The sequence below is a fragment of the Roseateles sp. GW821-FHT09G09 genome (assembly GCF_059415965.1).
In genome coordinates this window covers 74,988-88,577 of record NZ_JBWKOG010000006.1, presented here as the reverse complement: position 1 = coordinate 88,577, position 13,590 = coordinate 74,988, and the positions used below count along the sequence as shown (strand labels likewise).

Here is a 13,590-nt window from a genome sequence, read left to right as displayed (position 1 = left end):
TGTGCCGGGGCCAGCCGATCACGCGGAGGCCAGCGGCAGCGCGTGCCCCTCGCCATGCGACAGCACCGGCGCGTCGTACAACGCGCGGATCGCGTCGCGCCCCACCGCCACCGTGCTCAGGATGCGGCCGTCGGCGCCCACCCACAGCGCGCTCGGCGTGGCGATCACGCCAAAGAGCTGGTTGATGTCCTGCCCCGATTGCAGCACCACGCGATCCGGCGCGAGGTTGTTGAAGGTCGTGCGGTTCGACTCGGCGCTGCCGCTGCTGATGGTGAGCCAATGCACGGGCTCGCCGTCCTGACGGCGCCAGGACGCCATCTCCTTCATCACCTCGTGACACGGCGCGCATTGCGGCCCGACGAAGACCAGCAGCTGCGAGCCCGACTGCGCGACGTACTCCGCCAGCGTGCGCGTGTTGCCCGCCACCGTCGGCGCGGCGAAGGCCGGCGCGGCCTGGCCGACATGCAGCACCTGGTTGGACACCAGCGTCTCCAGGCTAGGCACGCCGCCGGCGGGCTCGATGCCCAGCGACTGCAGCCGCAGTTCCAGGTGGTCGATCTTCAGCAGCAGACGGCCTTGCTGGCGCGCCAGGTGCAGGACCAGCCAGCCCAGCAGCCCCACCGCCAGCACCAGCACGGTGGAGAGCAAGACCTGCCCCCGCCCGCCCGAGACCAGCGTGCCGGTCAACGATGCCGCCCCTTCGACGGCCAACGCACTGGCCAGCAGCCAGGCCGCGAGCGCGACCAGCAGGCCGTTGCGCACGACGCTGGCCCACGAGATCGGCTGCGAACGCGTCTGGCCGAAGCAATTGCACGAGGGCTTGTTGCCCTGCGCCAGCTGCACCGCCATCGCCGCGGCGAACACGGTCAGCAGGCCGGCCGCCAGCGCGATGCCCAGCGCCGGGGCCCAGGGCAGCACCACCAGCAGCGCCACCGCGAATTCCAGCAGCGGCAGCAGCCACGCACCCGAACGCGCCACCGCCGCCGGCACGCCGAAGCTGCGCAAGGCCTGCGCGGTCGCATCCGGCTCCGCGAGCTTGGACCACGCCGCGAGCGCGAACACGCCCGCCAGGAACCAGCCCCCCAACACGATCAGGATGTCCACGATGCGTCTCCCTTCCCGTTCCGATTCCGGTGTCGCCACCAAAGGTTGCGCCCGGCCGAGCGGCCGGGCGACATGACAAGGCCCTGCGTTACTTCGCCCGCATTTCTCCGGAGCCCTGCGCCGGACCGGCCGTCGTCATGCCAAAGCTGGGCACCGACGCCGAGCGGCTGGCCAGGCTCGATCCCACGACGAAGCACGGTCGGATGCAGATCGGTGTCGAGCCGCAGCAGGTCACGCTCACGCAGGCCCATCCGGACGGGCAACCGGCCGACGACGAGCAGGTCGGCAATCCCGCGCACGACTGCGGCAGGTGGCAGAAGCCGCGGCCCTCGATGGTCTGGAAGCAGACGCAACCGGGGTCCTGGCAACTCGGCAGCGCGCCGCAGGTGCCGCCCGGGCAGGTCGGGCAAGGCTGCGTGCCGCAGCAATCGCAACCGGCCTGCTGCGCGGCCGTGAAGGCATCGCCGCCGGCCTGGTTGACCGCCTGGTAGTACGCACCCGCGGCCGCCTTGCACGCGGCGCGCTTGACCTTGTTGCTGTCCACCGTGATCGGTCCGACCTGCACCAGGGTGACCGGGTACGCCGCGTCGCAGGAGCCGGTCATGCAGCTGTAGAAGGTGTTGTCGCAGCCGGCCTTGGCCTGGTTGCACTCGCCGTAGCAGCAGTCATGGCCGTTGCAGCAGCCCAGGAAGCTGGCCGCGCCGTACTGCGACGGGTACTGCGTGCCGCCCGCGGCGCCGCAGCCGTTGGGCGTGCAGCTGTACCCGGGATGCGCGACCTTGTTGGGACACGCCGCGAGATCCGCCACCGGATGCTTGTTGGCGATGGCGCCGCTGGGCAGGCAGCACTGCAGCGCCGGGTCGTAGAGCTGGCGGCCGCACAGGCAGTCGGCCGCCGCCTGCGCCGGTCGCGGCAGCAGGCCGCCCGCCAGCGTCGAGAACACGCCCAGCACCGACACCTTCAGCACGTCGCGGCGCGAGCCCTGGCTGCCCAGCGAGCGGGTGAAGTTGTCGAAGGCGTTGTCGGCCAGATGTCCCTGGAGCCCCTGGACATCGATGGCGTCATCGGAGCGCAGGGCGGGCGAATCGCTGGCGGAGAAACCGCCCATGCCGCGCCGCAAGAGCGCCGCGACGCGTTGCCCGAAACCGAAGGTGCGTTCTGTCATGGATCACTCCTTGCTGGCGCCGCTCAGGCGCGCGACGGCGTCAGCGTGTAGTCGGCCGCCACCTTGCCGGCGTCGTCCGCCGCGTGGTCCCAGGCGACCAGGCTCGCGCCGGTCGATTCGGAGCTCGTGCGCGGGCTCATCAACTGGAACCCGGACAGCGACGCCCCCGGCGCCACGTGGTTCGGATACGGCGGCACCAGGTCCGAGGCGACCCAGGTCACGTAGGTCATGCCGTCGGTGTCCGCCTCCCATCCCGGCGGCGTGCCCGTCACCGTCACCGGCGCGTTCACCGACAGCGACAGCGTCGCGATGTACTGGCCGCTGCCCGCCGACTCGTTGTTGGTCAGCGCATAGCTCCAGTAGCTGGGCGTGGTCGTGACCGCGAGCGTGGCGCGCAGCTCGCTGGCCGGGAAGCTCCCCGCCGGCGGCACCTTCACGTAGCGGCTCACCGTCAGGCCGTAGGCCACGCCGGCGACCAGGTAGGAGCCGCGCACCGTCAGCAGCAGGTTCGCGTTGTCGACCAGGCCGGCGTCGGAGAAACGTCCGGCGAAGGTCGTGGACGACGAGGCCCCGAGCGTGCCCAGCACGATGGGCGCGTTGGGCGGGCTCTGCCGCGTGGCGTTGCCGTAGGTGATGCTGGTGATCTGCACGCCCTGCAGCGCCGATTCACCGATGTTCATCAACGGGATGTTCAACCTCACCTGACCGGCGAAGCGCTGGATGAATGGCGCGCCGAGGGTCACGCGCGCGGAGACGACTGTGGCCATGCCTGCCCCTTGTGATGTCTCGAAGAGAGAGTCGATGTGGACCCGTCGTGTCCGGGCGCGTCCGCCTGATGCCTGGTGGCCGGTCGCTGCTGGGGACGGGAGAGAAAACCGGTCGGCGGCGCGATGGCCGCCGACGGTCCGTTCTCAGGTGCCGGCGCGTGGCGGCGACGACAGCGTCGCGGACGGGCCGGACGAACCCGGCCGGCGTCCGGCGCGTCGCACCACCAGCGGCACCAGCGCGATCAGCGCCAGGGCCAGCGTGCCGGGTTCCGGCACCTCGCTGGCCGCCGCGGCGCGCACGGTCACCGCCACGGACACCTCGTCGGCGAAGTTGCCGTTGATGTCCGACAGCAGGATGGCGAGGTTGAAGTTCAGATCCGCGAGGAGGTCGGGCAGCGTCGCGATCATCAGCAGATCGAGCACCGGGCTGATCGTGCGGTCCGGGATCACGATCTCGGGATCGCCCAGCAGCGGCGTCACGTCCACGAACGGGAACGGGTAGCCGCTCAGGGACAGGAAGAAGTCGGTGGTCAGCAGCGGGCCGCCGCTGACGTTGGTGATCTGGCCGGTGATGACGACGCTGTCGCCGGCGTCCAGCACCACCGAGGTCTGCGTCGGCGTGAGCGTGATCGGCGCCGCCACCGCGGGCGCAGCGCACAGGCCGAGCAGGCCGGCCACCGAGGCGGCGGCGGCCAGGAGGGCCCCTCGTGCCCAGAGTCGCGTGCCAATGTGTCGACTTTCCTGGAACCAGGTCGTCATGAGCATGATCACCCTCCTCTGCGCCGATGGCGCCCCTGTTGCGATGCGATTGCTGCGAAGTCTAGGAGTCGATGCACGGCCGCAGCACCCCCTATCTCTTAAGCGGGGACAGCCCCCCTCAAGTGAGGCAACCTGCCGCCGAAGCCCGTGCCGATCGGGGTTGCAGGGCATCGCCTCTCCTCTGGAACGGTGCCTCGACACCCTGGGCGGCTGGACGAGCGGCGCGAGCCGGACGGCGCGCGGAAGGGACAGGCGCGACCATCCGCTGGGTGACAAGCCGGGGACAGGCCAGGGACGGCCGATGTCCCTTCAAGGGACAAGGCAGGGACACGAAGGGTCTTCGCCCGCGGTTGACATCGCGCGCGGATTCATGCCCTGGCATGGGTAGGTGGATGGCCATCGGCGGCGGGCCGGACGACATGCTTGCGCAGGCATGGTGCTTGCCACTCTGACACGTCCGGTTTCAGACCGCTTCATCCACTTGCAGAGAGGTTCCCACCATGAACAGCCCAGTCGGCCCGCTCCGTCCGATCGTCCAGGTCGGCCCGGTCGGCACCGCCGTCCCGCACCTCTACGAACAGGCGTTGCAGCGCCACCTGATCCAGTGCGCGAAGGCCCGAGGGCGATGGTTCGGCCTCGCGCTGTTCGCTGAACGTGCACGTGGCCTCGTGTTGCCACGTCTGGCCACCACCGCCGCCCTGAGCGCCATCACCCTCGGTCTGTTCGCCCATTGGCTATGAGCGAAGTCCGGAGAGCGAACGACCTCCCCCGACCGCCTCCGGCCGCGCCGGAGCCCCCGTCGGATCGCTCTACCGAACCGGGGCCCGAGCGCTCCCCGGAAATTGCGGAAGAACTTGCGTTACTCGACCCGGCGCTCGGCACGATCGAGCCGCCGGTGCGGTCCGTGCTGTTCGGTCAGGCGCGCTTCGAGCAGCACGGCCGCAGCCTCGCGCAGGCGCAGGCGGTGCAGGGCACGGCCGGCGCCGGCCAGTTCTTCCCGCGGCTCGACGACAACGTCGCGATGCTGCAGCAGACGCGGCGCCTGATCGAGAAACGTCATCGCGACTTCCGCCACCTCGGCGCCGCCGGCAAATGGCTGCTGGACAACGCCGCGCTGATCGACGAGCAGACCCACCAGGTGCGACGCGGCCTGCCGCGCGGCTTCTTCCGGCTGCTGCCGCGGCTGCGCGACGAGCCGCTGGCCGGTCTGCCCCGCATCTACGGCGTCGCCTGGGCCTGGGTCGCGCACACGGACGGCGGCTTCGACACCGAGCTGTTGAAAGCCTACCTGCGCGCCTACCAGGAAGAGCGCGCGCTGTCCCTGGCCGAGCTGTGGGCGCTGCCGACGACGCTGCGCGTGGTGCTGGTCGAGAACCTGCGCCGGCTGGCGGAGCGCTTCGCGACGCTGCAGGCCGCGCGCGACGTGGTCCACCACTGGTTCGACGGTCATCCGACGCAGACCGGCATCGAGGCGATCACGCGGCTCGAGCCGCGCATGAAGGAACGCGGCGTCGTCGAGGCCTTCTGGCTGCAACTCGACCATCGCCTCGAGGAGTTGCCCCAGCCGCTGATGGGCGAGCTGGCCGCCTGGCTCAGCACGCGACAGCCGGCGCCCGCGCAGGCGCTCGCGCGCCAGCAGGACGAATCGATCCGGGACCTGCAGAGCATCCGGAACGCGATCACCGCGCTCCGGCACATCGACCAGGCCGACTGGCGACGGCTGATCCAGGCCGTCAGTCCGGTGATGCAGACGCTGGGCCAGTCGCCGGTCTTCGCCGCCGAGGCCGCGGACACGCAGGACATGACGCTGCACGAGATCGAGGAGCTCGCGCGCAAATGCGACAAGAGCGAGCTCGACATCGCCCGCCAGCTGCTGGAACTGACCCAACGCGCCGGCCCGCCGGAGGACGGCGAGCCCGACCGCCGCAGCGCGCCGGTCTACTGGTGGCGCGGCGCCGGCCGGCCGACGCTGCTCGCCGCGCTGGGCCTGCGCGAGCGCCGCTGGCCGCCGCACGACACCGCGCCCGGCCAGCGCTGGGCGGCGGTCGCCTACCTGGGCGGTCTGGCGCTGCTGGGGCTGCTCGGCCTGTACTGGCTGATGAGCCAGGCCCGCCCCGGCGCGGCGACCTGGCTGCTGTGGACCGCCGCGGTGCTCGCCGCCGGACCGATCAGCGAGGCCGTGGTCGCGTTGATGAACCGCTGGATCAGCGAACTCGCGCGCCCCGCGCGGCTGCCGCGCCTGGACTTCTCCGCCGGCCTGCCCGACGCGGAGCGCACGCTCGTCGTGATGCCGGTGCTGCTGCCCAATGAAGACGCCATCGCGCCGCTGATCGCGCAGCTGGAACAGCACCACCTCGCGAACCCGGAACGCCTGGTGCAGTTCGCGCTGCTGAGCGATCACGCCGATGCCTACGAGGAACACCAGCCCGGCGACACGATGATCGTCGTCACCGCCGCGGACGCGATCTCGGCGCTCAACGAGCGCCACGGGCCGCTGGCCGACGGCCAGCCGCGTTTCCTGCTCCTGCATCGACAGCGCGAGTGGTCCTCGACCGAGCGCCGCTGGATCGGCTGGGAACGCAAGCGCGGCAAGATCGAGCTGCTGCTGCGCACGCTGGCATCGCCGGCCGGCACCTCGCCTTTCGTCGACTTCGGTCCCCTGTCGCAGCCCGCGGCCGGCGTGCGCCACCTGATCACGCTCGACGCGGACACCGACATGCCGCCGGGCCGCCTGCGCGCGCTGGTGGGCACCGCCGCGCATCCGATGAACCGCCCCCGCGTCGACGCCCAACGGCGCCGCGTCGCCGAGGGCTACGCCATTCTGCAACCGCGCGTGCTCGCGCCCATGCCCGACGACAAGGAGAGCACGCCGTACCACCGCCTGTTCGTCGGCCAGTTCGGCATCGACCCCTACAGCGCGGTCAGCTCGGAGATCTTCCAGGACCTGTTCGGCGAAGGCAGTTTCACGGGCAAGGGCCTGCTGGACGTGCGCGCCTGCCATGCGGTGCTGGACGCCCGCCTGCCGGAGGGTCAGGTGTTGAGCCACGACCTGCTGGAAGGCAGCATCGCGCGTTGCGCCGGCGTCTCCGACATCACGCTGGTCGAGGACTCGCCGATGCATGCGGACGTCGCGCACGCGCGGCTGCATCGCTGGACGCGCGGCGACTGGCAGCTGCTGCCCTTCATCGCGCGCGCGGGCCGCTACGGCATCGCGCCGATCAACCGCTGGAAGCTGATCGACAACCTGCGCCGCTCGCTGGTCGCGCCGATGTCGCTGGGCTTGATGCTGCTGGTGCTGGGCACCGAGGTGCTGCCCTTCGGGCTGACGCTGGCGGTCGTCGCCGGCGCCTTCGCGATCGGACCGCTGGTCGGCGCGCTGGCCGGCCTGGTGCCCAGCCGCGACGGCCTGGCGCGGCGGCACTTCTACCGCGAGACCGCGCTCGACCTGCGCCGCGCGCTGGGCCTCGCGGCCTGGCATGTCGCGCTGCTGCTGCACCTGTCGCTGCTGTACCTCGACGCGATCGGTCGCGCGCTGTGGCGCCAGACCGTGTCGGGCCGCCACATGCTCGAATGGACCACCGCGGCCGCCGCCCAGGCCGCGGCCAAGCGGGACCTGTCCGCGCTCGTCCGCCAGCACCTGCGCGTGCCGGTCGCGGCCGGGGTGCTCGGCGGCCTGCTGGCGGCGGCGGCCTTGTCCGGAGCGCCGGTCGACGCCACGGTGGCGATCGTGCTGCTGGCCGTGTGGGCGCTCTCGCCGCTGTGGATCTGGTGGACCAGCGCGCCGCGCGCGCCGCTGCTGCAGCGCGAGGCCGAGCTCGACCCGCAGGGCCGCGACTACCTCTGGCAGCTCGCGCGCGACACCTGGCGCTTCTACGACACCCACGTCGGCGCCGCCGACAACCACCTGCCGCCGGACAACGTGCAGCTGACGCCGCACCTGCTCGTCGCGCACCGCACCTCGCCGACCAACATCGGCCTGTACCTGCTGACCGTCGCCTGCGCCCGCGAGATGGGCTTCATCGGCGTCGTGACCATGACTGAGCGGCTGTCGGCGACGCTGGACACGCTCGAGCGCCTGCCGCGCTGGCACGGCCATTTCTACAACTGGTACGACACCGAGTCCCTGGCCGTGCTGGCGCCGGGGTACGTGTCGGCGGTCGACAGCGGCAACTGCTCGGCGCATCTGCTGACGGTGGCACGGGCCTGCGAGCTCGCCGCCGAGATGTCGCCGGACCAGCTCGCCATCGCGCCGCGCGACGCGTTGACGAAGACGCTGCGCCGGTTGCGCGTGATGCAGCCGCCGCTGGCCAACGACGGGGTGCTGGGCGCGGGCGCCGCGCTGGTGGCGTCCCTGATCGATCCCGAGAACGCCGGTGCCGGGGCCGAGGAGCAGCAGGCCGTGCTGCGCGCGCAGGTCGCGGCGGCCCGCGCGGAACTCGACGGCCTCGCCAGCGCGGAAGGCTACGAAGCGACCGCGGCGCATTGGCTGCTGCGCGACCTGATCGCGCAGCTGGAATCGTTCTGGCGCGACCACGGCGCGGGCTTCGCCGAGGCGCGCCTGCGGCTGCGCGAGCTCGCGCAGCGCGCACGCCGGCTCGGCCTGGAGGCCGACTACCGCCCGCTGTTCGACCCCGAACGTCGCCTGCTGCGCATCGGCTGGCGCGGCGACGCCCAGCAGCTCGACGACAACCACTACGACCTGCTCGCCAGCGAGGCGCGCCTCACCAGCCTGATCGCGATCGCCAAGGGCGACCTGCCGCCCGAGCACTGGCGCGCCCTGGGCCGGCCGTTCTTCTCGCGCGACGGCGCCGGCGATTCGCTCGGCCTGAAGTCCTGGACCGGCTCGATGTTCGAGTACCTCATGCCCTCGCTGGTGCTGCGGGAGCCGGCCAACAGCGCGCTGGGCCGCGCCATCCGCACGGCGGTGGCAGAGCAGCGTTTCGAGGCCCACGGCAAGGGCACCCCGTGGGGCATCTCCGAATCGGCGATCGCCGGGCAGGACCACACCCTCGCCTACCAGTACGGACCGCAGGGCGTGCAGACGCTGGCGCTGGCGCGGCTGGCCGTCGACGAACGCGTGCTGGCCCCCTACGCGGCGGTGATGGCCGCGATCGTGGCGCCGGTGCGGGTCGTGGCCAACCTGCAGGAGTTCGAGCGGCTCGGCGCGCGCGGCGCGTTCGGCTTCATCGAAGCGGTCGACTACACGCCGCAGCGGCAGACCGCCGGCGCCGGCTTCACGCTCGTGCAGACCTACATGGCGCACCATCAGGCGATGGGCTTCGTGGCGCTGACCAACCTGCTGGCCGATGACGCGCCACGCCGCTGGCTGATGAGCGATCCGCACGTCAAGGCCGTCGCCACGCTGCTGCACGAGCGCGCGCCGCGCGAGGTGGCCCCGCTGTCCACCGAGATCACGAATCCGACGCCGCGCGCGCGCCAGGTCCGCAAGACGCGCATGGTGCGCGAGAGCGCGCCGCTGGAGGAAACGCTGCCGCTGACGCACATGCTGACCAACGGGCGCTACTCGGTGGTGCTGCGCAGCCACGGCGGCGGCTACAGCAACTGGGACGGCGTGGCGGTGACGCGCTGGCGCGACGACCTGCTGCGCGACCAGCACGGCAGCTTCACGATGCTGCGCCGTGCCGGCGAGGAGGACTGGTTCAGCAACACCGCCCGGCCGGCGCCCGATCCGCGCGCCCGCTACGAGACCCGCATGCAGGCCGAGCGCGTGCTTTTCGAAGCCGCCTGGCCCGACCTGCGCAGCAGCACCACGGTGTGGGTGAGCCCGGAGGACGACTGCGAGCTGCGTCAGATCGAGCTCACCAACCGCGGCGCCAAGCCGCTGGTGCTGGACCTGGTGTCCTCCTTCGAGGCCACCCTGGCACCGCAACGCGGCGACGAGGCGCACCCGGCCTTCTCCAACCTGTTCATCCAGGCCCGGTGGGACGAGGCGGAACATGCGCTGCATCTGCGGCGCCGGCCGCGGCTCTTCGACGAGGCCGCGATGCGCGCGGTGTTCTTCCTGGCCCGCGTGGACGGCGGCTCGGCGTCCTCCGGCAAGGCGGCGCGTCGTGACGGCGCGCGCGGGGCCGACGGACGAGGCTCATCCGCCAACCGCGCACTCGATGGCCGCGACGCGCGCGCAAACAGCGCAAACAGCGCAAGCGGCGCAAACGGCGCCGCGGGCGCCGAGGGCGACCTCCGCGCCGAGGACTACACGGTGCGCGAGGTGCTGCCGATCGCCGATCGCGGGCGCTGGCTGGGCCGCTACGGCAGCTCGACGCGTCCGGTCGGTGACGCGCGGCCGGAGTTCGTCGATGACGAGGCCGACGTGACCGCCGCGGGCGAACCGGGTCGCCTGCTCGACACCGGGCTGGATCCGATCGCCGGCTTGCGGGTGGGACTGGACCTGGCGCCGGGCGCGACCGTGCGGCTGACCTTCTGCACGGCGGCCGCCCGCGACGGCGACCTGCTGCGCGCGCTGGTCGACAAGTACCGCCAGCCGGCGCATGTGGAGCGGTCCGCGTCGATGTCGCACACGATGGGCGGCATCCGGCTGCGCGAACTGCAGTTCGACACCGCCACCTGGGGCGCGCTGCTGCAGCTCAACACGCTGGTCACCGGCCAGGCGGTGCGCGAGCCCGCGCACGTCCGCGCGCCGCAAGGCCGCTGCGACCGCCGCGCGCTCTACCGCTTCGGCATCTCCGGCGACCGGCCGATCTTGATGGTCACGGTCACCGGCGAGGAAGGCATCGACCTGATCCGCGCGCTGAAGAAGGCGCTGCGCATGTGGACCACGCATGCGGTCGGCATCGACCTCGTCGTGCTCAACGAGGAGCCCTCCTCCTACAACGCGCCGGTGCAGCAGGCGCTTCAAGCCCTGCAGGCGCGCCTGCAAGGCCAGGCGCAGGGTCGGCCGGGGCACCTGTGCTCGGCGCTGCACGTGCTGCGCGAGAGCGATCTGCAACCCGACGAACGCTTCACCTTGCAGACGCTGACGCGTTTGCGCCTGCAGGCCGACGGCCGCCCGCTCTCGCAGCAGCTCGAGCGCTGGATCGAGGACACGGCCCCGACCAACGACTCGGAGCGGCTGCCGGTGGCGCACGCGCTGGCCGAGCGTCCGCGTCCGGAAGCGACGCCGCGTCCGCCGGAAGGCCGCTTCGACCCCGAGCACGGCGGCTTCTCCTTCGAGGTCTCGCCGGACCGGCATCCGTCCAAGCCCTGGGTCAACGTGCTCGCGAACCGTGATTTCGGCTGCCAGGTCACCGAGATCGCCGCGGGCTACACCTGGGCCGGCAACAGCCGGATGCACCAGGTCACGCCCTGGTCCAACGATCCGCTGATCGATCCGCCCGGCGAATGGCTGCTGCTGCACGATCTGGACAACGACCGCGTGTGGCCGCTGGGTCGGCAACTGCGCCGCGAGGCGCCGCTGTCGATCGAGCACGGCATCGGCTACTCGCGCAGCCGGCAACGGCTGGACGACCTGCAGGTCGAGCTGTGCTGGTGCGTGGACCGCGACGCCTCGGTGAAGCAGGTGCAGGTGCGCATCGACTCCGCGGCCCGATCGCGCCGGCGATTGCGGCTCGTGGCGCTGGCCGAGTGGCAACTCGGCAGCGCCCGCAGCGAGCGGCTGTCGGTCGCGACGCAGAGCGCCTGGCTGACGGTGGGTGAGCTCGGTGCCGGGCTGCCGCAGCCGGAACGCGCGCTCACGCTGCAGGCGACGCAGCTCGATCATCTCGGCGGTTTCGGCGACGCGACGGCGGCGCTGTGCATCCGGCCGCGGCAACCGGCCGACCGCGTCGCCGGCACGCGGGGCGGCGCCGACACCGTGCCGCTGCGGGTGCGCCTCGACCAGCAGGACTGGACCTGCGACCGCCGGGAGTTCTTCGACAGCGCCGGCCGCATGGTGCTGCCCAAGACCTTGAGCCGTCGCGGCGGCGGCGGCCTGGACGCCTGCGCCGCGCTGGCCGCGCGCATCGAGCTCGACGCGTCGCAGCCGGCGGAACTGACCGTGCTGCTGGGTCACGGCCCGTCGCCGGACGCGACGCATGCGCTGATGGAATCGGCCTGGAGGGTGGATCCGGCCGTGCGGCTGGACCGCCAGCGACGGCAGTGGCCGGAGCTGCTGGGCGGCATGCAGGTGTCCACGCCCGATCCGCGCTTCGACGCGCTGACCAACCACTGGCTGCCGTACCAGACGCTGGTCTGCCGCATGTGGGCGCGCGCCGGCTTCTACCAGGCGGGCGGCGCCTTCGGCTATCGCGACCAGCTGCAGGACGCGATGGCGCTGACGGACGTCGCGCCGCAGTTGCTGGCCGACCAGATCCGGCGCAGCGCGGCGCGCCAGTTCCCCGAAGGCGACGTGCAGCACTGGTGGCACGAACCGGGGGGCGCGGGCGTGCGGACGCATTTCTCGGACGACCGCCTGTGGATGCCGTACGCGCTCGCGCATTACCTGGCCCGGACCGGCGACCTGACGCTGCTCGAGGACGCGGTGCCCTTCCTCAACGGGCAGCAGGTGCCCGAGGGCGCCGAGGACATCTACGAGAGCCCGCGCACCGACGGCCCGATGGCCTCGGTCTACGAGCACGCGGCCCGCGCGATCGACCGCAGCCTGGGCAGCGGGCCGCACGGCCTGCCGCTGTTCGGCACCGGCGACTGGAACGACGGCATGAACCGCGTCGGTCACGAGGGCAAGGGCGAATCGGTGTGGATGGCCTGGTTCCTGGCGCAGGTGATCGAGGACTTCGCGCCGGTCGCCACGGCGCGCGGCGAGCATGAACGCGTGCAGCGCTGGAAGGCGGCGCGCGACGGCTGGGTCGCGGCGCTGGACGGTCCCGGCTGGGACGGCCAGTGGTACCGGCGCGGCTTCTTCGACGACGGCTCGCCGCTGGGATCGTCGGAGAACGCCGAGTGCAAGATCGACTTGATCGCGCAGAGCTGGGCGGTACTGACCTCGGCGGCCGACCCGGCGCACGCGCGCCAGGCGATGGCCAGCGCCTGCGCGCACCTGCTCGATCCGGTGGCGAAGCTGGCGCGGCTGCTGCATCCGCCGCTGGCGACGGCGCAGCCAAGCGCGGGCTACATCCAGTCCTACGCGCCCGGCGTGCGCGAGAACGGCGGCCAGTACAACCATGCCGCGGTCTGGGCGCTGATGGCGCTGGCGCGGCTGGGACAGCGCGACACGATGTGGCAGGTCTACACCGGACTGAGCCCAGCGCATCGCTGGGCCGATCCGCGGCTGGGGCCGATCTACGCGATCGAGCCCTACGTGATGGCCGGCGACATCTACTCGCACGCGCCCTGGGTCGGGCGCGGCGGATGGAGCTGGTACAGCGGTTCGGCGGGCTGGCTGCTGCGGGCGTCGCTGGAGTCGATCTGCGGCGTCGTCGTCGAGCAGGGCCGCCTGCGCGTCGACGCCTGCCTGCCGGTGCACTGGGACCAGGCCGAGGTGCGCATCCGTCACGAGGGCCGCTGGCTGCGCATCATCGTCTGTGCCAATGAGACGGCCTGCCGCGCCGCGCAGACGCGCGAGCCCGGCGCGCGACGCGAGAACGCGGGCGAGTCGATCGAGCTGTCCTCGTTGTCGCCGGACCAGGCGCTGGTGGTCGTCAGCGTGCCGGAGATGGTGCGGCTGCCGGAAGCGGCGGAGCTGCGAACGACAGGACGTTGAGGCGCAGGGATTCAGCTTTTCCACCGCCGCTGGCCCTCACCCCCACCCTCTCCCGCAGTGCGGGAGAGGGAGCCACCCCAGTGCTCCTGCTCCGACCGGCTCGGTGCTTTCTCACTCCC

The 13,590-nt window shown here is 72.1% G+C and carries 6 protein-coding genes; 2 read left to right on the top strand and 4 right to left on the bottom strand.

Features of this window, described 5'->3' with window-relative positions; translation table 11 throughout:
• Positions 1–18: 18 nt before the first annotated feature.
• From AC07O8_RS17030 to AC07O8_RS17015, 4 genes are all read right to left on the bottom strand, one after another.
• Positions 19–1,104, bottom strand: a complete 1,086-nt coding sequence (locus AC07O8_RS17030) for a MauE/DoxX family redox-associated membrane protein (RefSeq protein ID WP_495049173.1) — start codon at positions 1,102–1,104, stop codon at positions 19–21.
• An 88-nt stretch (positions 1,105–1,192) separates the two neighbouring features.
• Positions 1,193–2,269: a hypothetical protein gene (locus tag AC07O8_RS17025; protein WP_495049172.1), complete on the bottom strand. Its 1,077-nt coding sequence runs from the start codon at positions 2,267–2,269 to the stop codon at positions 1,193–1,195.
• Between the two features lie 23 nt (positions 2,270–2,292).
• Positions 2,293–3,036, bottom strand: a complete 744-nt coding sequence (locus tag AC07O8_RS17020; RefSeq protein ID WP_495049171.1) for a hypothetical protein — start codon at positions 3,034–3,036, stop codon at positions 2,293–2,295.
• Between the two features lie 144 nt (positions 3,037–3,180).
• The gene (locus AC07O8_RS17015) at positions 3,181–3,801 is read right to left on the bottom strand and encodes a hypothetical protein (RefSeq protein ID WP_495049170.1); all 621 of its coding nucleotides are present in this window, start codon (positions 3,799–3,801) and stop codon (positions 3,181–3,183) included.
• Positions 3,802–4,295: 494 nt separating this feature from the next.
• On the opposite strand from AC07O8_RS17015, the gene AC07O8_RS17010 reads away from it, so the two are divergent.
• Entirely contained in the window at positions 4,296–4,535 is a 240-nt protein-coding gene (locus tag AC07O8_RS17010; RefSeq protein WP_297528776.1) for a hypothetical protein, read from the top strand.
• Between the two features lie 155 nt (positions 4,536–4,690).
• Positions 4,691–13,471 (top strand): GH36-type glycosyl hydrolase domain-containing protein, encoded by an 8,781-nt coding sequence (locus AC07O8_RS17005; protein ID WP_495049169.1) that lies wholly within the window; start codon positions 4,691–4,693, stop codon positions 13,469–13,471.
• Positions 13,472–13,590 lie beyond the last annotated feature (119 nt).